The organism is Caulobacter ginsengisoli, from assembly GCF_030814835.1.
In the GTDB taxonomy this organism is placed as follows: domain Bacteria; phylum Pseudomonadota; class Alphaproteobacteria; order Caulobacterales; family Caulobacteraceae; genus Caulobacter; species Caulobacter ginsengisoli.
Map to the genome: position 1 here is coordinate 261,705 of NZ_JAUSVS010000004.1, position 21,161 is coordinate 282,865.

Genomic DNA, 21,161 nt, shown 5'->3' on the forward strand with positions numbered 1-21,161 from the left:
GGCGCGATTGTGCGGCCCATCGGGAGGAAGACCATGAGCAACGACCTGGAAGCCGACTACATCATCGTCGGGGCGGGCAGCGCCGGCTGCGTGCTGGCCAACCGGCTGAGCGCCGACGGCAAGACCCGGGTCCTGCTCCTGGAAGCCGGCGGCGACGATCGGCCGACCAAGGAGCCCTCGCAGTTCCTCTCCAACCTGATGATCCACGTGCCGGTCGGCTACGCCCAGACCCTGAAGGATCCCAAGGTCAACTGGCTCTATCCCACCGAGCCCGATCCCGGCACGGGAGGCCGGGTCCATATGTGGCCGCGCGGCAAGGTGCTGGGCGGGTCGTCCTCGATCAATGGCCTGCTCTATATCCGCGGCCAGCATGCCGACTATGACGGCTGGCGCCAGCTGGGCTGCGAGGGCTGGAGCTGGGACGATGTGCGGCCCTACTTCCTGCGCGCCGAGCACCAGGAACGCGGGGCGGGCGATTTCCACGCCACCGGCGGGCCGCTGAACGTCTCGGACGTCACCACCACCCATGAGGTGTCGGACGCCGTGGTCGAGGCCTGTGTCGAGGCCGGCATTCCGCGCAATCCGGACGTCAACGGCGCCGACCAGGAGGGGGTCTGCTACTACCAGCTGACCGTCAAGAACGGCCAGCGCTGCTCGGCCGCCGTCGCCTATCTGCACCCGGCCATGGGCCGCGCCAACCTGCGCGTCGAGACCCGGGCCCTGACCGGCAAGGTATTGTTCGAGGGCAAGCGCGCCGTCGGGGTCGAGTTCACGCAAGGCGGCGTCACGCGCACCGCCAAGGCGGCCAGGGAGGTCATCCTCTGCGGCGGGGCGATCAACTCGCCCCAGCTGCTGCAGCTCTCGGGCATCGGCCCGGCGGCTCTGCTGAAACAGCATGGCATCGAGGTCCTGGTCGACGCTCCCGGGGTCGGGGAGAACCTGCAGGACCACTATGTGATGAGCGTCACCTATCGCCTGAAAGCCGGCACGGTCTCGGTCAACGAGCTGACCAAGGGGCCGCGTTTCCTCGGCGAGGCGATGAAATACCTCTTCCAGCGCAAGGGCCTGCTGACCCTGTCGGCCGCCCATATCGCGGCCTTCTGCAAGTCGCGTCCGGACCTGTCGTCGCCGGATATCCAGTTCCACATCCTGCCGGCCACCATGGACGTCGAGAAGCTGGTCAACGAGCAGAAGATGGAGCTGGAGGGCGCGCCCGGCCTGACCATCGCCCCCTGCCAGGTGCGACCGGAGAGCCGCGGCGCGATCCGCATCGTCTCGGCCGATCCGACCGTCTATCCCTCGATCCAGCCCAACTACCTCTCCAACCCGCTGGACCAGGAGGTGGCGGTGGCCTCGCTTAAATGGTCGCGCGCGATCGCCAGCCAGCCGGCGCTCAAGCCCTATGTCGAGCATGAACTGATGCCGGGTCCCGACTTCCAGTCGGACGAGGCGCTGCTGGAGTTCGCCCGGATGAGCGGCTCGACCATCTACCACCCGGTCGGCACCTGCCAGATGGGCCATGGGCCTGGCGCCGTGGTCGATCCGCAGCTCAACGTGCGGGGGGTCGAGGGTCTGCGGGTCGTCGACGCCTCGGTGATGCCGCGCCTGGTCTCGGGCAACACCAACGCCCCCACCATCATGATCGCCGAAAAGGCGGCCGACATGATCCTCGGCAAGACGGCGGCGCTGGCGGCATAAGGGTTTGATGAGGGCGGGTGTGAATCCGCCCTCAACCCTATTTCCCAGGATTTCCTTGTTCGTCCAGCCTATTCATGAGATACGACTTAAATCGAACATCGAAATGGCGCGGCTCGCAACTTCGGATCATCCCTTCGGGGACCGAGATCGCCCTCCAAAACCCTCGAGATTTTTGATCGCTCGGCCGCATCTCGCGGGCTGAATACAATCTACGCAAGGTTATCATCTATGGCTACCGGCACCGTTAAGTGGTTCAACGCGCAAAAAGGCTTCGGCTTCATCGCTCCCGATGAAGGCGGCGGCGACGTGTTCGTCCACATCTCCGCGGTCGAGCGCTCCTCGCTCGGCTCGATCCATGAAGGCCAGAAGCTCAACTATGAGCTCGAGCGCGACGCCCGCAACGGCAAGATGTCGGCCGGTCAACTGTCGGCCGGCTAAGGCCCGCTGACACTACCGTCTGTTTAAACGGGCCGGCCCTGCGCCGGCCCGTTTTTCTTTGTCCCCGCCCAATGTCACCGATCCGACGCATTAAATCCCTGTGGGGACCCCAGGCGTGATAGGATCATCTCAAATCTGGAGCCTTCGTCATGAGCCGCGCATCGTCCAAGGCGGTTCTGCCGCCCCAGCCCCTCGGCATCGGCGGCCTGCGTAACGCCATCCAGACCGCGGAGGCGGCCGGCGGCAAGCGCGGCGCCATGACCCTGCACCTGACCTTCCGCGACGCGGCGCTGATCAAGCGCAGCCGCGAGGTCAGCGTCGACGAGGTCCGCTTCACCGACGGGGTGATGCACTTCATGGACGTCAAGGTCGTCATTGGCGACGTGGCCATGAGCAACCTGCAGGCCGACTAGCTGCTCTTGGTCCAGGGATGGGCCGCCAGGATCGGGTCCTTGGCCATCCGCACCACCGCCTGCTGAGGCAGGTCCAGCATGCCGCGCAGCTCCGGGCCCATCAGGGCCTCGGCGAAGGCGTGGTTGGCGACATTCAGCACCAGCCGCCGCACCTGGACGCCGTCATAGTCGGGCAGGTCGCGGAACGGGGCCTCCAGGGCCGAGACCAGGGCGCGGATCTGGCCCCCGATCGGCGACAGCTGCTGGGTCTCGTCGTTCAGGGCCAGCCAGGCGGCCAGCTTGGCCGCCCCGCCCTCCGCGAAGGCCTTGAAGACGATATCCACCGGCGCGCCCGGCTCGGCCGCCCCCTCGCGCACCGCCGCCACCGCCGCCTCCAGGGCCGCGACCAGGTCGCTGACCATCGAGGCCATCAGGGCCGCCTGCAGTTCGCCGGCGCTGCCGAAATGATGCAGCAGGTTGCCGTGGCTCATGCCCAGCTTGGCCGCCACCGCCTTGAGCGTCACCGCCGCCGGTCCCGCCTCCAGCAGGATGTCGCGCGCCGCCGCCACCGCCTCGGAGCGGGCCGCCTCCGGGGAACGCCGCCGTCTCACTGTTGACATTTTTGTCAGTAGAATCCATTCTATCTCGGTCAGGGGGACTATGGAGAAGCCGCATGATCGACGCCAGCCGCACCCCCGCCGATCTGACCATCCAGCCCCGAAACTATCGTTTCCAGTCAGAACAGGCCGAGGGCCGCTGGTGGCTGAACGGCGATCCGCTGGCGACGGCCTGGCACAATGCGCTCAGCGGCACCTTTCCCGAGGGCGAGAAGCTGTTCATCGAGGCGGTGGCCCGCTTCAAGGACCGGGTGGGCGAACCTCTGCGCGGCCAGATCGCCGCCTTTGTCCGCCAGGAGGCGGCCCATACCCGCGAGCACCTGGCCTTCAACCAGGCCCTGGCCAGGCGCTACAACATGAGCGGTATCGAGATCCGCACCCTGAACCGGGTGGCCTTCGCCCGCACCCGGCCCCATCTGGGCCAGCTGGCCGCGACGGCGGCGCTGGAGCATTTCACCGCCATCCTGGCCCATGACGCCCTGACCCATCCCGAGGATTTCGACGGGGCGCCCGAGGCGTTGGTCAAGCTCTGGCGCTGGCATGCGGTCGAGGAGATCGAGCACAAGGCGGTGGCCTTCGACGTGCTGGCGGCGGTGATGGCCGACCTGCCGCCGGTCCGCCGCTGGATGATGCGGTCGATCAGCATGGCCCTGATCACCCTGGCCTTCGGCCACTCGATGATCGTCAACACCGCCGACCTGCTGCGCCAGGACGGCATCGAGCCCAGGTCGATGCGCGGCGCGGCCTGGCGCTATTTCGTGTTCGGCAAGCCGGGCGTCCTGCGCCGCATCCTGCCGCATTACCTGGCCTGGTACCGGCCGGGCTTCCATCCCTGGCAGAAGGACGACCGCGCCCTGCTGGCCGGGATCGAGGACAGCCTGGTTCCGGCGGCGGCCGTTTAGCCGGCCTTGCAGATACCCTTGTCGTAGACCCCGACCGTACGGATCACCTGGTCGGGCTTGGCCTCGACCCGCTGGCCCGAGACCAGCGAGGCCAGCACCCGGCTGAGCAGGCCATTCAGTTTGCTGACCTGGTAGCAGTTCACCTCCGGGTCCCTGTGCGGCAGGCCCACCCCGCTGTCGTCGGTCAGGAAGACGTAGCGGCTCTGGGTCAGGGCGGCCATGGCCCGCATCTGGAACTCGGCGGTCGGGTTGGTGCTGCTGGCCGCCACCGGCAGGATATGGAGGCCCCGCCAGCGGGCCTGGATGGCGGTTCCCCAGGTCGCGGGAATGTCGGCGTCGTGCGGCGGGGCGTCGGCGACCAGCATCAGCACCTTGGCCGCGTCCGGCCGCCAGTCGTAGCCCATGGCCTTGGCCAGGGCCTGGTCCATGGCCTCGGGCTCGTCGCCCCCGCCGTTGGCCCGCTGCCTGGCGAAATCGGCCTGCAGCGCCTTGATGTCGCGGGTGAAGGCGAAGTCGCGTAGCACGTACTCGTCCTGCTTGTCGCGATAGACGATCAGACCCACCCGCACATCCACGCCTGGCAGGATGCGGTCCAGGTCGCCGACGATCGAGGTCAGTTCGCTCTGCAGATAGGTCATCTCGTCGCCCATGCTGCCGGTGGCGTCGACCACCAGCAGCAGATCCAGCTTGGCGACCGGCGCCGAGGGCGAGGACAGGGTCAGGTTCACCTGCCGCTTGCCCTTCAGGCTGGCCAGCACGACGTCGGACCGGGCTTCGGCCCCGCCGGCCAGCGGCGTCGCGGTGACCTGGAAGCGCTCGGGCAGGCGATCGAGATTGGGGTAGAGGGTCACCGTGCCATTGGCCGCCGTGGTCATCACCAGGGCCGCGTCGTCGCCCCGGTTGACCACCACCCTGGCCAGGGCGGCCGGCTTGCCGGCGGCGTCGCGCACCAGGATGGTGATCCGGCCCAGGGTGTCGGGATAGGGCAGGGACTGGGCGTTGATCTGCCGGGGATGGCGCTTGACGTAGGCGGCGTACATGCCGGGGTTCAGCAGGTCGTCATAGTCGCCGGCGGTCAGGAGGCCGGCCTGGGGTAGCGGGCGCGGCGGCTCCGGCGCCGGGGGAATTGCCGGCGCCGCCGGGTCGGCCTTCGGCGCGTCGACAAGGCCTTCGGAGGTCGTGACAGCCACCGGCAAATCCATCACCGCAGGGGGGGCAAACGACGCCGGGGGCGGCGGCGGCGGAGGCGGCGGAGGAGGAGGAGGCGGTGGCGCCGGCGGCGCGGTTTCACCACGGCTCCGCCTGCTGTCGCCCGACCCCGGCTTCCTGGAGCCGGTCACCACCACGCTCCCGACCTCGGTGTCTCCGCCGCCGGTTGCGACGGTGTCCTCGCCGGATTTGACGCCGCCGACATGCTCGCAGCCCGCCAGGGGCAGCGAGACCGCCAGGCAGGCGGCCAGGCCCAGACCCATCCAAACCTTGCGCATGCGACGGCCCCCCAAGTTGTCCGTCCACTATTGGCCAGCCGGCGGCGCGCGTAAACCGCGCTTGCTCGGCGGCCGGCTGGGTCTAGGTTGCGCGCATCGTTTTGATGAGTCCCGCCGCCATGTCCGCACGCCGTTTCAGCCTCGTCGCCCTGGCCCTCGTCCTGCTGCCCCTGGCCGCCTATGCCGCGACGCTGCAGAAGGGTTCCGGCCCGATCAGCCCCGGGCGGCTGGCCGGCGTCGTCAAGACCCTGGCCTCCGACCCCTTCGCCGGCCGAGCCCCGGCCGGCCCCGGCGAGCAGAAAACGATCGACTACCTGGTGAAGCGCTTCAAGGCGCTGGGGCTGCAGCCGGCGGGGCCGGGCGGGTCCTGGACCCAGGAGGTGCCACTGCTCAAGACCCAGGTCGAGCCGGACTCGACGGCGGCGCTCATCGAGGGCGGGGCCGAGGTTCCGCTGGTCATCGGCCAGGACATCTATCTCTCCACCGTCCAACCGAAGGACCAGATCAAGGTCGACGACGCGCCGCTGGTCTTCGTCGGCTATGGCGTCTCCGCCCCGGAACGCGGCTGGGACGACTTCAAGGGCGTCGACCTGAAGGGCAAGATCGTTGTCTTCCTGGTCAACGACCCGGACTTCGAGGCCAAGGCCGGCGAGCCGGTCGCCGGCAGGTTCGGCGGCAAGGCCATGACCTATTACGGCCGCTGGACCTACAAGTACGAGGAGGCCGCCCGGCGGGGCGCGGCCGGGGCGCTGATCGTTCATGAGACCCCCGGCGCCGGCTATGGCTGGGTGACGGTGGCCGCCCCGAAGGGTGAGATGTTCGACGTCGTCCGCGAGGACGGCGGCAAGGGCCGCGTGCCCTTCCAGGGCTGGATCCAGCGCAACACGGCCGACGCCATGTTCCTGGCGGCGGGCCTCAATCTGGAGGCCCTCAAGGCCCAGGCGCGCACGGCCGGCTTCAAGCCTGTGACCCTGGAGGGCGTGCGGTTCCGCGCCGATCTGAAGGTCACCCAGGCCCAGGTGGTCAGCCACAACATCCTGGCCAGGCTGCCCGGCGCCAAGCGGCCGGACGAGAGCGTGATGTTCTCGGCCCACTGGGACGCCTACGGCATCGCCCCGACCCCCGACGCCACCGGCCAGACCATCCGTCGCGGCGCCGCCGACGACGCCATCGGGGTGGCGGGCCTCCTGGAACTGGCCCGGGCCTTCGCCAAGGGCCCGCGTCCGGACCGCAGCCTGGTGTTTGGGGTATGGACGGCCGAGGAGCGCGGCCTGCTGGGCTCGGAATACTGGGCCCAGCATCCGACCGTGTCCCTGTCACGCATCGCCGGCAGCTACACCATGGATGTGCTGCAGACCGCCGGCCCGGCCCGCGACGTGGTGCTGGTCGGGGCCGGCCAGAACGACCTGGAGCGGGGCCTGGCCGACGCCGCCGCCCGCCAGGGCCGGACGGTGACGCCCGACGCCAGGCCCGAGCGCGGTCTCTTCTATCGCGCGGACCACTTCTCCCTGGCCAAGCGCGGCGTGCCGGTGCTGCTGCTGATGGGGATCGGCGGCGGGGCCGACCTGGTCAAGGGCGGTCGCAAGGCCGGCGACCAATGGGTCAGCGACTACACCGCCAACTGCTATCACCAGACCTGCGACAGCTTCAGCTCCAAGTGGGACCTGCGCGGGGCGGCCCAGGATGTCGAGCTGCTCTATGTGGCGGGCGGGGCGCTGGCCAACAGCCGGGTCTGGCCCGACTGGAACACCGGCTCGGAATTCGCCGCCATCCGCGCCCAGAGCAGCGGCGAGCGGCGACAGCGCTAGTTGAAGCCCTCGAGCGTCGCGCCTGGCAGTTCGCCCTTTAGCGCCTTGAGCTCGACATAGATGGCGGCCGGGACCACCGAGCCGCCGGCCAGCAGCACGACGATGGCCGCCATGTAGAGCAGCAGGTCGAGCACCCCCAGTCCGACGGCCAGCGGGTTGGCGTCGGCGGCCGCCTCGTAGATGGCCGGCATGGTGGCGCCGACCAGCAGACTCACGATCAGCAGGGTGGCCGCCACCACTCCAAACCCGATCACGCCCATGACCAGCCGCAGCCCGAAGATGGCCAGGCGGTTGTTCTCGGTGAGCGCGATGCTGTTCGAGAGGGACTCCATGACGCCGGTGTCTTCCCAGACCTGGCAGGGGGTGGCGGCGGCCCAGACGGTGGCCAGCGCCAGGCCGGGGATGACCAGGAACCAGGCCCCGGCCCAGACCCCCAGCATATAGAGCGCCCCGACCCCGGCCACCGGCAGCATGTGGCGCCAGCCGGCCCGCAGGCACTGGCCGACGCCGGGCTTCTTGCCGGTCAGGTCGCTGATCGAGCCCCAGACCACCATGGCGTGGACAAAGGCCAATGGCAGCAGAAAGCCCAGGATGCAGAGGATGCCCAGCCCACCGAAAAAGCCGTGGCTGAGCCACTCGTTGCGGTGCTGGGGACTGACGGCGGTGGCGGCGGCCAGGGAGGCGCCCAGCTCGATCGCGGCGGTCAGCAGCCAGACCATGAAACCGGCCACCCCGAAAGTGACGGCGTTTCTCTTGAAAGTTGTGAATACCCGTCCGATGACCCGGCCGATGTCGAAGGTCTGGCCTATGCGATCATCGGTCGTCACGGCCATGGGGCCTCTCATCGGTGGCACGGCCTGACGGCCTCCGGGCAGTGCTCGCGGTCGGGGAAGCTAACCCCCGTCATATGTCGAGCGCCAGTCACAATCACCTGTCAGGAGAAACGGTCGCAGTCAGCGGGTCCTCGGCCAGGACCTTGAGCAGCCAGTCGCGGAAGGCGGCGATCTTGGGCGAGCGGCGGCGGTCGGCGGGATAGGCCAGCCAATAGCCCCGGCCATAGTCGATGACCGTTGGGAACGGCCGGACCAGCTGGCCGCGGGCGATCTCACCGCTCCACAGGATGGGCGAGGCCAGGGCCACCCCCTGTCCGGCCAGGGCCGAGGCGACTTCGATGGCCTGCAGGTCCGCCTCCAGCCGGAGGCCGCCGCGCCGCGTTTGGGGCGGCGTGACGCCGGCCGCCTCGAACCATTCCGCCCACTCCCCCTCGTTGCCGATGCGGGGCGCGTCCAGCAGATCCTCGGGCCGGGCCAGGCCGCCCAACTGCTCGCGCATCGCCGGCGTGCAGACCGGCGTGCCCTGGGAGGAGAACATCCGATGGGTCTCCAGGCCCGGCCATTGGCCGTCGCCGCCGCGCAGGGCCAGGTCGATCGGTTCGTGGTTCAGGTCGATCACCCGCGAACTGGTCTCCAGCCGCACGGCGATCTTCGGGTGGGCCAGCTGGAAACCGCCCAGCCGCGGCGCCAGCCATTGGGTGGCCAGGGACTGCAGGGTCGAGATGGCCAGCACCCCCTCGCCGGTCTCGGTCAGGTCGGCCAGGGCCGTGCGCAGCAGCCCGACCGCCTCGCTGGCCGCCCGGGCCAGCCGCTCGCCGGCGGGCGTGAGCGCCACTTCGCGGGGGAGACGCCGGAACAGCGGCTGGGCCAATCGCTGCTCCAGCGCCTTCACCTGCCAGCTTACCGCCGCCTGGGTGACGCCCAGTTCGTCGGCCGCCCTTGTGAAGCTTTTCAGCCGCGCCGCGGCCTCGAAGACCCGGATGGCGCTGAGCGGGATAGTGGCGAGCAGGTCTGACATAAGCAGCCCTGATGGATAGAGCAGGAGGACGCGTTTGTCACGCGGGGGCTTCGGCGCGACAACGCTCTCACAAATTCACCTCGAACCAGGAGCGCCCGTCATGGAAATGCCCCATGCCACCCATAAGCAAACCACCTTCGGCTGGCTGCTGATGCTGCAACAGGCCCTGGCCGCCCGCGCCGAGCGCCGCCGCATCGCCGAGGCCTCGCTGCACACCGAACCGGTGCGGACGGCCCGCCCGGCCGCCGGCCTGTTCAACCTGGCGGCGCCGCACTGAGAGCCGCCATGGGGCGCGGCTACTTGGCCGCCTTCATCTGGTCCTTGATGGCCAGGATCTGGCCGGTGAAGTAGGGCGGGTGGCCCTGCTTGATCAGGCCGCGGTCGAAGGATTCCAGCAAGTCGAGCGCTTCCTGCGGCTTGCCCTGCTTGACCAGTTCTCCCGCCAGGGAGCCGCGCACATCGACCAGGGTCGGGACCAGGTCCAGGGAGCGGCGATTGTATTTGATCGCTCCGTCCAGGTCGCCCGTCGCCTCCAGGCTCTCGGCATAGAAGGCGTAGAAGTCATAGGTCCCGACGCCCGCCTGGGCCGCCTTGTTGTACCAGTAGATGGCGTCCTTGTGGGCGCCCTGCTTGGTCAGGCTGAACGCCTCCATGGCCATGGCGTGGGTGTCGTTCGGATAGAGCTTCAGATAGCCGTAGAAGTTCTGCGCCGCGCAGCCGTAGTGGCCGTCCTTGAAGCACTGCTCGCCGGTGTTCAGGTCGGCCGGCATGGGCTCGGGCGGAGCCGGTTTGCACGCCGCCAACAGCACCAGCGCCACGCCGCCGGCCCAAATCGATCTGAACATGGGCTCGCCCCTCAAAAATACCCGCCTCGGAGGAGCCTCGCCGATTGCCGGGCCAAAGGGAAGGCGTCGGCGGTCCGACTGGCCGACACACGGCCATCTAGGACAGCAGCAGGAACCAGCTCAGCGCCGCCGCGCTGGCCGCCACAAGGCCCAGTCCGATCAGGTCCGAGGCGGTCAGCCGGGCCGGCGGCGGCGCGCCGTCCTGGACCGCCAGCCGCATTTCCCGCGCGATCAGGAACAGCGGGAAGGTGACGCTGATCGCCACCAGATAGCCGAAGATCACATACAGCCAGACGAAGCGGATCTTCAGCTTGCGGGCCTCGACCACCATCCAGACCGCGGCGGCCAGTAGGAAAAAGCCGATATCGACGGTGATCGAGCGGCTGGCCGGATTGGCCTTGGTCTCGATCAAGAAACGGACGAAAGCGTCCAGCGGCCCGCCGCCGAAATAGGCCAGGTTCTGGCTCCAGGTGGCGATCAGGGCGAGGGCCGCGATCAGGCCATAGGCCAGGCAAAGTCCGCGCTGAGTGGCGGTCATGGGTCGTCCTCCCGGCTCTTTGCGGCTGGCTAGCACGATTTCGCCCCAAAAAAATCGGCCGAACCCTCTTCCCTTTTCAGGCGATAAGCCTTATCTCGCCCCTCTCGCGAAAATTCTGTTCGATTGAGACGCAATTTCGCGCGCGTAACGCCCGATGGCCGACCCCCCACCCTGGGGCTCGTGCGAAGGGGCGGCCCCTGAACGCCAGGGGTGATGTCAGCGTCCGGTGATTCTCATCACCGAGGGTGGACGCGAAGACAAACTGCGCGCGGGGACTCCCGTGCGCCACAGGGAAAAACATGGCGCAATCCTTCACCGGCAAGAAGCGGATCCGCAAGTCGTTCGGCCGCATCCTCGAAGCCGTGCAGATGCCGAACCTGATCGAGGTTCAGCGGTCCTCCTACGAGCAGTTCCTGCAGCGCGAAGTCCGCGCCGGGTCGCGCCGTGACGAGGGCATCGAGGCGGTCTTCAAGTCCGTCTTCCCGATCAAGGACTTCAACGAGCGCGCCGTGCTCGAATACGTGTCCTACGAGTTCGAAGATCCCAAATACGACGTCGAGGAATGCATCCAGCGCGACATGACCTATGCGGCGCCGCTGAAGGTCAAGCTGCGCCTGATCGTGTTCGAGATGGAAGAAGAGACCGGCGCCAAGTCGGTCAAGGACATCAAGGAGCAGGACGTCTACATGGGCGACATCCCGCTCATGACGGACAAGGGCACCTTCATCGTCAACGGCACCGAGCGGGTGATCGTCTCGCAGATGCACCGTTCGCCCGGCGTGTTCTTCGACCACGACAAGGGCAAGACCCACTCGTCGGGCAAGCTGCTGTTCGCCGCCCGCGTCATTCCCTACCGCGGCTCGTGGCTGGACTTCGAGTTCGACGCCAAGGACATCGTCTACGTCCGTATCGACCGCCGCCGTAAGCTGCCCGCCACCACCTTCCTCTACGGCCTGGGCATGGATGGGGAAGAGATCCTCACCACCTTCTACGACGTCGTTCCCTTCGAAAAGCGTCCCGGCGGCTGGGCCACGCCCTACAAGCCCGAACGCTGGCGCGGCGTGAAGCCGGAGTTCGCCCTCATCGACGCCGACACCGGCGAAGAAGTGGCCCCGGCCGGCGCCAAGATCAGCGCCCGCGCCGCCAAGAAGCTGGCTGACGGCGGTCTGAAGACCCTGCTGCTGTCGCCCGAAGCCCTGATCGGCCGCTACCTCGCCCGTGACGAAGTCAACTTCGAGACCGGCGAGATCTACGCCGAGGCCGGCGACGAGCTGGACGCCACCTCGATCCAGGCCCTGGAAGAAAAGGGCTTCACCACCATCGACGTGCTGGACATCGACCACGTCACGGTTGGCGCCTACATGCGCAACACCCTGCGCGTCGACAAGAACGCCGTCCGCGAGGACGCCCTGTTCGACATCTACCGCGTCATGCGTCCGGGCGAGCCGCCGACGGTGGAAGCCGCCGAGGCGATGTTCAAGTCGCTGTTCTTCGATTCCGAGCGCTACGACCTCTCTTCGGTCGGCCGCGTGAAGATGAACATGCGCCTGGAGCAGGAAACCGACGACGAGGTCCGGGTCCTGCGCAAGGAAGACGTCCTGGCCGTGCTGAAGGTCCTGGTCGGCCTGCGCGACGGCCGCGGCGAAATCGACGACATCGACAACCTGGGCAACCGCCGGGTCCGTTCGGTGGGCGAGCTGCTGGAAAACCAGTACCGCGTCGGCCTGCTGCGCATGGAACGCGCCATCAAGGAGCGCATGTCGAGCGTCGACATCGACACCGTGATGCCGCACGACCTGATCAACGCCAAGCCGGCCGCGGCCGCGGTGCGGGAGTTCTTCGGCTCCTCGCAGCTGTCGCAGTTCATGGACCAGACCAACCCGCTGTCGGAAATCACCCACAAGCGCCGCCTCTCGGCGCTTGGCCCGGGCGGTCTGACCCGCGAGCGCGCCGGCTTCGAAGTCCGCGACGTGCACCCGACCCACTACGGCCGGATCTGCCCGATCGAGACGCCGGAAGGCCCGAACATCGGCCTGATCAACAGCCTGGCGACCCACGCCCGCGTCAACAAGTACGGCTTCATCGAGAGCCCCTACCGCCGGGTCACCGACGGCAAGCCGCAGGACGAAGTCGTCTACATGTCGGCGATGGAAGAGGCCAAGCACGTCATCGCCCAGGCCAACATCCGCATGGAAAACGGCATGATCGCCGACGATCTGGTCCCCGGCCGGATCAACGGCGAACCGACCCTGCTGCAGCGTGAAGCCGTCGACCTGATGGACGTCAGCCCCAAGCAGGTGGTCTCGGTGGCCGCGGCCCTGATCCCCTTCCTGGAAAACGATGACGCCAACCGCGCCCTGATGGGCTCGAACATGCAGCGTCAGGCCGTGCCGCTGGTGCAGTCCGACGCCCCGCTGGTCGGGACCGGCATGGAAGACGTGGTGGCCCGGGATTCCGGCGCTGTCGTCGTCGCCCGCCGCTCCGGCATCGTCGAGCAGATCGACGGCACCCGGATCGTCATCCGCGCCACGGAAGAGACCGACCCCACCAAGCCGGGCGTCGATATCTACCGCCTCTCGAAGTTCCAGCGCTCCAACCAGAACACCTGCATCAACCAGCGTCCGCTGGTGCGGGTGAAGGACAAGATCGTCGCCGGCGACATCATCGCCGACGGTCCCTCGACCGAGCTGGGCGAACTGGCCCTGGGCCGCAACGCCCTGGTCGCCTTCATGCCCTGGAATGGCTACAACTTCGAAGACTCGATCCTGATCTCCGAGCGGATCGTGCGCGATGACGTCTTCACCTCGATCCACCTCGAGGAATTCGAAGTCATGGCCCGCGACACCAAGCTGGGTCCGGAAGAAATCACCCGCGACATCCCCAATGTCGGCGAGGAAGCCCTGCGCAACCTCGACGAGGCGGGCATCGTGGCCATCGGCGCCGAGGTCCTGCCGGGCGACATCCTGGTCGGCAAGGTGACGCCGAAGGGCGAAAGCCCCATGACCCCGGAAGAGAAGCTGTTGCGCGCCATCTTCGGCGAGAAGGCTTCCGACGTGCGCGACACCAGCCTGCGCCTGCCCCCGGGCGTCGCCGGCACGGTGGTCGAGGTTCGGGTGTTCAACCGGCATGGCGTCGATAAAGACGAACGGGCCCTGGCCATCGAGCGCGCCGAAATCGACCGCCTGGGCAAGGACCGCGACGACGAGTTCGCCATCCTGAACCGCAACATGACCGCCCGCCTGCGCGACCTGATCGTCGGCAAGGTCGCCGTCTCGGGTCCCAAGGGCCTGGGCCGCGGCGAGGTCAGCGCCGAGAAGCTGGAAGAGATCGCGCCGGGTCTCTGGTGGCAGGTCGCCCTGGAAGACGAGAAGGCCATGGGCGAGCTGGAGGCCATGCGCCGCCAGTTCGACGAGGCCCGCAAGCGTCTCGACCGTCGTTTCGAGGACAAGGTCGACAAGCTGCAACGCGGCGATGAACTGCCTCCGGGCGTCATGAAGATGGTCAAGGTCTTCGTGGCGGTGAAGCGCAAGCTGCAGCCCGGCGACAAGATGGCCGGCCGTCACGGCAACAAGGGGGTCATCTCCAAGATCCTGCCGATCGAAGACATGCCGCACCTGGAAGACGGCACCGCCGTCGACGTGGTGCTGAACCCGCTGGGCGTGCCCTCGCGCATGAACGTCGGCCAGATCTTCGAAACCCACCTGGGCTGGGCCGCCGCCGGTCTCGGCAAGCAGATCGCGGCCCTGCTGGACGCCTGGCAGCACGGCGGTCAACGCGCCGAGCTGGTCAAGCGCCTGACCGAGATCTACGGCCCCGAACAGGAGCTGCCGGACTCGGACGAGGACCTGGTCGAACTGGCCAGGAACCTCTCCAAGGGCGTGCCCTTCGCGACCCCGGTCTTCGACGGCGCCCATATCGGCGATATCGAGGACCTGCTGGAATCGGCCGGGCTCAACCGATCGGGCCAGTCGATCCTGTTCGACGGCCAGTCGGGCGAGCAGTTCAAGCGTCCGGTCACGGTCGGCTACATCTACATGCTGAAGCTGCACCACCTGGTGGATGACAAGATCCACGCCCGCTCGATCGGCCCCTACAGCCTGGTCACCCAGCAGCCGCTGGGCGGCAAGGCCCAGTTCGGCGGCCAGCGCTTCGGGGAAATGGAAGTGTGGGCGCTCGAAGCCTACGGCGCCGCCTACACCCTGCAGGAAATGCTGACGGTGAAGTCGGACGACGTGGCGGGCCGGACCAAGGTCTACGAGTCGATCGTCCGTGGCGACGACACCTTCGAGGCGGGCATCCCGGAAAGCTTCAACGTGCTGGTCAAGGAAATGCGTTCCCTGGGCCTGAACGTCGAGCTCGAGAACAGCTGATCGGAACCCACCGGGTGGCGTGATCGCCACCCGGAGTTCTCCACCCGATCAAACTGAATTTTTAAGCGGGTCATCCCGCACTGAGGCTACCGATGAACCAGGAAGTCCTGAACATCTTCAATCCGGTCCAGGCCGCTCCGACCTTCGACCAGATCCGTATCGCCCTCGCCAGCCCGGAAAAGATCCGGTCCTGGTCGTTCGGCGAGATCAAGAAGCCCGAGACCATCAACTACCGGACCTTCAAGCCGGAGCGCGATGGCCTGTTCTGCGCCCGTATCTTTGGCCCGACCAAGGACTACGAATGCCTGTGCGGCAAGTACAAGCGCATGAAGTACAAGGGCATCATCTGCGAAAAGTGCGGCGTCGAGGTCACCCTGGCCCGCGTCCGGCGCGAGCGGATGGGCCATATCGAACTGGCCAGCCCGGTCGCCCACATCTGGTTCCTGAAGTCGCTGCCCAGCCGCATCGCCATGATGCTGGACATGCCGCTGAAGGACATCGAGCGGGTCCTCTATTTCGAGCACTACATCGTCACCGAACCCGGTCTGACGGCGCTGAAGGTCAATCAGCTGCTGTCCGAAGACGAATTCATGCGCTTCCAGGACGACTTCGGCGATGACAGCTTCACCGCCGAGATCGGCGCCGAAGCCATCTTCAACCTGCTCAAGGCCATCGACCTGCCGGCCGAAGCCGAAAAGCTGCGCGAAGAGCTGGGCGGCACCCCGTCCGAGATCAAGCAGAAGAAGGCGTCCAAGCGCCTGAAGATCATCGAGGCCTTCATGGAATCCGGCAACAAGCCGGAATGGATGATCCTCACCGTGGTCCCGGTCATCCCGCCGGAACTGCGTCCGCTGGTGCCCCTGGACGGCGGCCGTTTCGCCACCTCCGACCTGAACGACCTCTATCGCCGGGTCATCAACCGCAACAACCGTCTCAAGCGCCTGATCGAGCTGCGCGCCCCCGACATCATCATCCGCAACGAAAAGCGGATGCTACAGGAAGCCGTCGACGCCCTGTTCGACAACGGCCGTCGCGGCCGGGTCATTACCGGCGCCAACAAGCGGCCCCTCAAGTCGCTGGCCGACATGCTGAAGGGCAAGCAGGGCCGGTTCCGCCAGAACCTGCTGGGCAAGCGCGTCGACTATTCGGGTCGTTCGGTCATCGTGGTCGGTCCCGAACTGAAGCTGCATGAGTGCGGCCTGCCCAAGAAGATGGCGCTGGAGCTGTTCAAGCCGTTCATCTACGCGCGGCTGGACGCCAAGGGCCTGTCGGGCACCGTCAAGCAGTCCAAGCGGATGGTCGAGCGCGAGCAGCCGCAGGTCTGGGATATCCTCGAAGAGGTGATCCGCGAGCACCCGGTCATGCTGAACCGGGCCCCGACCCTTCACCGCCTGGGCATCCAGGCGTTCGAGCCCAAGCTGATCGAGGGCAAGGCCATCCAGCTGCACCCGCTGGTCTGCGCCGCCTTCAACGCCGACTTCGACGGCGACCAGATGGCCGTGCACGTCCCGCTGAGCCTCGAGGCCCAGCTGGAAGCGCGCGTCTTGATGATGTCGACCAACAACATCCTCAGCCCCGCCAACGGCCGCCCGATCATCGTGCCCTCGCAGGACATCGTGCTCGGCCTCTACTACCTCTCGCAATCGCGTGAGAACGAGCCGGGCGAAGGCAAGATCTTCTCGGATCTGGGCGAGATCGAAGCGGCGCTCGACGCCAAGGTCGTCACCCTGCACTCCAAGATCAAAGCCCGGTTCAGCGAAAGCAACGCCGACGGCACCGTGGTGCGCAGCCTGATCGAAACCACCCCTGGCCGGATGAAGATCGCCGCCCTGCTGCCCCAGCACCCGGCCATCGGCCACCGGCTGATCGCCAAGGCGCTGACCAAGAAGGAGATCGGCAACCTGATCGACGTGGTCTATCGCCACTGCGGCCAGAAGGCGACGGTCATCTTCGCCGACCAGATCATGGGCCTGGGCTTCAAGGAAGCGGCCAAGGCCGGCATCTCCTTCGGCAAGGATGACATCATCATCCCGGAATCGAAGAAGACCATCGTCGCCGACACCCGCAAGCTCGTGGAAGAATACGAGCAGCAGTACGCGGACGGCCTGATCACCAAGGGCGAGAAGTACAACAAGGTCGTCGACGCCTGGGCCAAGTCCACCGACCTGGTCGCCGACGCCATGATGAGCGAAATCTCGACTCCCAAGGTCGGGGCGGACGGGCGCGAACTGGAGATCAACTCGATCTTCATGATGGCCCACTCCGGCGCCCGGGGCTCGCAGGCCCAGATGAAGCAGCTGGGCGGCATGCGCGGCCTGATGGCCAAGCCGTCCGGCGAGATCATCGAGACGCCGATCATCTCGAACTTCAAGGAAGGCCTGACCGTTCAGGAATACTTCAACTCCACCCACGGCGCCCGTAAGGGCCTGGCGGACACGGCGCTGAAGACGGCCAACTCCGGCTACCTGACCCGTCGTCTCGTCGACGTGGCCCAGGACAGCATCATCACCGAGGAAGACTGCGGCACCACCCGGGGCATCACCCTGCGGGCCGTGGTCGAGGGCGGCGACGTGCTGGTCAGCCTGGGCAACCGCATCCTGGGCCGCTACACGGCCGAGGCCATCAAGGACCCGGGCACCGGCGAGATCATCTTCCCGGCCGACACCTATATGGTCGAGGACCTGATCGAGGTCGTCGAGGCCGCCAGCGTCCAGTCGGTCAAGGTCCGCTCGGTCCTGACCTGCGAAGCCAAGGTCGGCGTCTGCGGCGCCTGCTACGGCCGCGACCTGGCGCGGGGCACCGCGGTGAACATCGGCGAAGCGGTGGGCGTCATCGCCGCCCAGTCGATCGGCGAGCCCGGCACCCAGCTGACCATGCGGACCTTCCACATCGGCGGCACCGCCCAGGTGGCCGAGCAGTCCTTCTTCGAAGCCACCAACGACGGCGTGATCAAGATCGTCGGCGGCTCGACCGTGCAGGACTCCAAGGGCGAATTCGTCGTCATGAGCCGCAACCTGGTCATCTCGGTCCAGGTCGACGGCAAGGACCGCGAGTCCTACAAGCCGCCCTACGGCGCCAAGCTGAAGGTCAAGGACGGCGGCAAGGTCAAGCGCGGCGAGCGCCTGGCCGAATGGGACCCCTACACCACCCCGATCATCACCGAAGTCGCCGGCAAGATCCGCGCCGAGGACCTGGTGGACGGCATCTCGGTGCGTGAAGAGACCGACGAAGCCACCGGCATCGCCAACCGGGTGATCGCCGACTGGCGCGCCTCGGCCCGCGGTTCGGACCTGCGTCCGGCCCTGGCCGTGCTCGACGCCGACGGCGCCTACAAGCGCATCGCGTCCGGCGGTGAAGCCCGCTACCTGCTGCCGGTGGCCGCGGTTCTGTCGGTGGGCGACGGCGACGAGGTCAAGCCGGGCGAGGTCATCGCCCGTATCCCGACCGAAAGCGCCAAGACCCGCGACATCACCGGCGGTCTGCCGCGCGTGGCCGAACTGTTCGAGGCCCGCCGGCCGAAGGACTGCGCGGTCATCGCCGAGATGGACGGCCGGGTGGAGTTCGGCAAGGACTACAAGAACAAGCGCCGCATCAAGATCACCCCGGAAGACGGTGGCGACGCGGTCGAGTTCCTGATCCCCAAGGGCAAGCACATCGCCGTCCACGACGGCGACGTCATCCACAAGGGCGAGTACATCATCGACGGCAACCCGGACCCGCACGACATCCTGCGCATCCTGGGCATCGAGGAGCTGGCCAACTTCCTGGTCAACGAAATCCAGGAGGTCTACCGACTCCAGGGCGTGCCGATCAACGACAAGCACATCGAGGTCATCGTCCGGCAGATGCTGCAGAAGGTCGAGATCGTCGAGCCCGGCGACACCGGCCTGATCAAGGGCGACCACCTCGACAAGAGCGAGTTCGACATCGAGGACGCCAAGGCCACCGCCCGCGGCGGCCGTCCGGCGGTCACCCAGCCGGTCCTGCTGGGCATCACCAAGGCCTCGCTGCAGACCCGCAGCTTCATCTCGGCCGCCTCCTTCCAGGAGACGACCCGGGTGCTGACCGACGCCTCGGTGCACGGCAAGGTCGATACGCTGGAAGGCCTGAAGGAAAACGTCATCGTCGGCCGGCTCATCCCGGCGGGCACCGGCGCTTATCTCCGGACCATGCAGAAGATCGCCGCCAAGCGCGACGAGGCCCTCTCGGCCTCCCGCGAAGAGGCCATGGAGCCGCTCCCGGTGGAAATCGCCGAGACGGTCGAAGGCTAAAGGCTGATCGCCTGAGAAGTTGGAACGGCCCGGGGTCAAACCCGGGCCGTTTTCATTTCCGGTGCGGCGGCCGCCACCTGAGCCGTTAGCGCCGCACCCCCGCGTAATCGTCCCCAAGCCCGGTGTTCTTCCCCGGGTCGTTGCCCGGCGTCACCCCGGGCGGCATGTTGCCCTGCTTGTAGCGCCGATAGGCCTCGTCCTTGGCCGCCTGGGCGTCGTAGCCGGCGCGCTTGGCGGGGTCCATCGGGGCGGGGATGAAGGTTGCGGTCTGCGAGCCGCGGCCCAGCCGCTCGTCGCAGGCCTCGCGCTCGCGGCGGGTCAGGCCCACGGCGTCGCGGTCGCGGCAGCCGGGGGTGAAGCCGCGCAAGGCCTTCTTCAGGTCGAGATCGGGGCCGGGCGGGGCGGGGACTGCGGCATAGCCCGAGCCGATACTGGCGCCGCCGCGCGGGGCCGCCGGGGCGGGCGGCAGGGGCAGGGTGGCCACGCCCCTGGGCGGAGCGGGTGTGGGGCGGGGCTGGACCGGGACGGGCTTGGCGGCCGAGGTCGGCGGCGCGGTGCGCGGCCGCTCCACCAGGTCCAGCTCCATCGTCTGCTGGGGCGGCAGAATCATCTGGCGCAGCTGCGGAACCTGCAGGCCGACCAGGGCGAAGAGCGCCAGGTGGCCGAGCGCCGACAGGGCGACGATCACGCCCCGCCGATGGCGATTCAACGCCGTCCTGATGCCTGCCCATCCCGCCATGGCCCCCAGAGTCCGGGCCGGTCGGGGCCAAATCGTGTCTGCGGCGCGGCGGCGAGGGGGTTTCTTGCCGCACCACCAGTGGGATAGGGGGTTTAGGGGGCCCCGCGCCCTTGACCTTGGGCCCCCTCGCGAGTATCTAGCGCCCTCTTTTCGAGGCCGGGTTAATTCCTCTGCCCCGATGGACCGATGTCCCGCCACAAGACGGGCAGGCCCGCCGGAACGCTCCAAGACGCGAGCCGGCGAGTTTTCGCGTTCAGACGGGACCTCGCTAAGTCGAAGAACGAACACAACAAGGACCCTGAGACGCTTCGGCCGAAAGGCACACGTCTCCACCGAGCACAGAGAAGAATGCCCACAGTCAACCAGCTCATCCGCAAGCCGCGCCGGCCCAAGCCCACCCGCAACAAGGTGCCCGCCCTGAAGGGCTGCCCCCAGCGCCGTGGCGTCTGCACCCGCGTCTACACGACGACCCCGAAGAAGCCGAACTCGGCGCTGCGTAAGGTCGCCAAGGTCCGTCTGACCAGCGGCATCGAAGCCGTGTGCTACATTCCCGGCGAAGGCCATAACCTGCAGGAGCACTCGGTGGTGCTGATCCGCGGGGGCCGCGTGAAGGACCTTCCCGGCGTCCGCTACCACATCCTGCGCGGCGTTCTCGACACCCAGGGTGTCAAGGACCGCAAGCAGCGCCGTTCGCTCTACGGCGCCAAGCGCCCGAAGTAAGGAATATCTGAATGTCCCGCCGCCGCCGCGCAGAGAAGCGTCAAGTCCTGCCCGACCCCAAGTTCGGGGATCTGGTCGTGACCAAGTTCATGAATTACGTGATGTACGAGGGCAAGAAGGCCGTCGCCGAGAACATTCTCTACGGCGCCTTCGACATCCTGGGTGACAAGCGCAAGGACCAGGGCCCCCTGGAAACCTTCCACTCGGCCCTGGAAAACGTCGCCCCCGCCATCGAAGTCCGTTCCCGCCGGGTCGGCGGCGCCACCTACCAGGTGCCCGTCGAAGTCCGTCCGGACCGCCGCAAGGCCCTGGCCATCCGCTGGCTGGTGACCGCCGCGCGCAAGCGTGGTGAGAACACCATGACCGAAAAGCTGGCCGGTGAGCTGCTCGACGCCTCCAACAACCGCGGCACCGCGGTCAAGAAGCGCGAAGACACCCACAAGATGGCCGAAGCGAACCGCGCCTTCTCCCACTACCGCTGGTAA

At 67.5% G+C, this 21,161-nt stretch carries 17 protein-coding genes; 10 read left to right on the plus strand and 7 right to left on the minus strand.

Annotation, left to right across the window (positions count from 1 at the left end; genetic code table 11):
- The first annotated feature begins 33 nt into the window (after positions 1-33).
- The 3 genes from QO010_RS12965 (at position 34) to QO010_RS12975 (ending at position 2,549) form a co-directional block, all read left to right on the plus strand.
- Positions 34-1,698: a GMC family oxidoreductase gene (locus QO010_RS12965; protein WP_307349745.1), complete on the plus strand. Its 1,665-nt coding sequence runs from the start codon at positions 34-36 to the stop codon at positions 1,696-1,698.
- A 228-nt stretch (positions 1,699-1,926) separates the two neighbouring features.
- Positions 1,927-2,136 (plus strand): cold-shock protein, encoded by a 210-nt coding sequence (locus QO010_RS12970; RefSeq protein ID WP_307349747.1) that lies wholly within the window; start codon positions 1,927-1,929, stop codon positions 2,134-2,136.
- Between the two features lie 149 nt (positions 2,137-2,285).
- Positions 2,286-2,549 carry a hypothetical protein gene (locus QO010_RS12975; protein WP_307349749.1) on the plus strand — a complete coding sequence of 88 codons (264 nt, stop codon included), beginning with the start codon at positions 2,286-2,288 and terminating at the stop codon, positions 2,547-2,549.
- Here QO010_RS12975 and QO010_RS12980 read toward each other — a convergent pair.
- Positions 2,546-3,139: a TetR/AcrR family transcriptional regulator gene (locus tag QO010_RS12980; protein ID WP_307349751.1), complete on the minus strand. Its 594-nt coding sequence runs from the start codon at positions 3,137-3,139 to the stop codon at positions 2,546-2,548. The two genes, QO010_RS12975 and QO010_RS12980, sit on opposite strands and share 4 nt — an antisense overlap.
- A gap of 62 nt (positions 3,140-3,201) precedes the next feature.
- On the opposite strand from QO010_RS12980, the gene QO010_RS12985 reads away from it, so the two are divergent.
- Positions 3,202-4,047 (plus strand): metal-dependent hydrolase, encoded by an 846-nt coding sequence (locus tag QO010_RS12985; protein WP_307349753.1) that lies wholly within the window; start codon positions 3,202-3,204, stop codon positions 4,045-4,047.
- Here the strand turns inward: QO010_RS12985 and QO010_RS12990 are convergent.
- Positions 4,044-5,534, minus strand: coding sequence for a VWA domain-containing protein (locus QO010_RS12990; RefSeq protein WP_307349755.1), 1,491 nt, complete (start codon positions 5,532-5,534; stop codon positions 4,044-4,046). The genes QO010_RS12985 and QO010_RS12990 overlap by 4 nt on opposite strands.
- Before the next feature lie 119 nt (positions 5,535-5,653).
- On the opposite strand from QO010_RS12990, the gene QO010_RS12995 reads away from it, so the two are divergent.
- Positions 5,654-7,342, plus strand: a complete 1,689-nt coding sequence (locus QO010_RS12995) for a M28 family metallopeptidase (RefSeq protein ID WP_307349757.1) — start codon at positions 5,654-5,656, stop codon at positions 7,340-7,342.
- On the opposite strand, the gene QO010_RS13000 is transcribed toward QO010_RS12995, so the two are convergent.
- Positions 7,339-8,175, minus strand: a complete 837-nt coding sequence (locus tag QO010_RS13000) for a hypothetical protein (protein WP_307349758.1) — start codon at positions 8,173-8,175, stop codon at positions 7,339-7,341. The two genes, QO010_RS12995 and QO010_RS13000, sit on opposite strands and share 4 nt — an antisense overlap.
- 94 nt (positions 8,176-8,269) lie before the next feature.
- Complete coding sequence (locus QO010_RS13005) at positions 8,270-9,193, minus strand: LysR substrate-binding domain-containing protein (RefSeq protein WP_307349760.1); 924 nt, start codon at positions 9,191-9,193, stop codon at positions 8,270-8,272.
- Positions 9,194-9,293: 100 nt separating this feature from the next.
- Between QO010_RS13005 and QO010_RS13010 the strand changes: the two genes are divergently transcribed.
- Positions 9,294-9,470, plus strand: a complete 177-nt coding sequence (locus QO010_RS13010; RefSeq protein ID WP_307349761.1) for a hypothetical protein — start codon at positions 9,294-9,296, stop codon at positions 9,468-9,470.
- Positions 9,471-9,489: 19 nt separating this feature from the next.
- Here the strand turns inward: QO010_RS13010 and QO010_RS13015 are convergent, their stop codons facing one another.
- Both QO010_RS13015 and QO010_RS13020 read right to left on the minus strand, forming a co-directional pair.
- Entirely contained in the window at positions 9,490-10,038 is a 549-nt protein-coding gene (locus QO010_RS13015; protein WP_307349763.1) for a tetratricopeptide repeat protein, read from the minus strand.
- Positions 10,039-10,135: 97 nt separating this feature from the next.
- On the minus strand, positions 10,136-10,576 hold the full coding sequence (locus QO010_RS13020; protein ID WP_307349765.1) for a DUF2834 domain-containing protein: 441 nt from the start codon (positions 10,574-10,576) through the stop codon (positions 10,136-10,138).
- 299 nt (positions 10,577-10,875) lie between these two features.
- Here QO010_RS13020 and rpoB point away from each other — a divergent pair, with 299 nt between their 5' ends.
- A complete protein-coding gene (gene rpoB, locus QO010_RS13025; RefSeq protein WP_307349766.1) occupies positions 10,876-14,946 on the plus strand; it encodes a DNA-directed RNA polymerase subunit beta in 4,071 nt (1,356 codons plus the stop codon).
- A gap of 92 nt (positions 14,947-15,038) precedes the next feature.
- Positions 15,039-19,217 (plus strand): DNA-directed RNA polymerase subunit beta', encoded by a 4,179-nt coding sequence (gene rpoC / locus QO010_RS13030; RefSeq protein ID WP_307349768.1) that lies wholly within the window; start codon positions 15,039-15,041, stop codon positions 19,215-19,217.
- 85 nt (positions 19,218-19,302) lie between these two features.
- Here the strand turns inward: rpoC and QO010_RS13035 are convergent, their stop codons facing one another.
- The gene (locus QO010_RS13035; protein WP_307349769.1) at positions 19,303-19,905 is read right to left on the minus strand and encodes a hypothetical protein; all 603 of its coding nucleotides are present in this window, start codon (positions 19,903-19,905) and stop codon (positions 19,303-19,305) included.
- Between the two features lie 399 nt (positions 19,906-20,304).
- Here QO010_RS13035 and rpsL point away from each other — a divergent pair, with 399 nt between their 5' ends.
- Both rpsL and rpsG read left to right on the plus strand, forming a co-directional pair.
- The gene (gene rpsL, locus QO010_RS13040) at positions 20,305-20,676 is read left to right on the plus strand and encodes a 30S ribosomal protein S12 (protein ID WP_307349770.1); all 372 of its coding nucleotides are present in this window, start codon (positions 20,305-20,307) and stop codon (positions 20,674-20,676) included.
- 11 nt (positions 20,677-20,687) lie between these two features.
- Positions 20,688-21,161: a 30S ribosomal protein S7 gene (gene rpsG, locus QO010_RS13045; protein ID WP_307349771.1), complete on the plus strand. Its 474-nt coding sequence runs from the start codon at positions 20,688-20,690 to the stop codon at positions 21,159-21,161.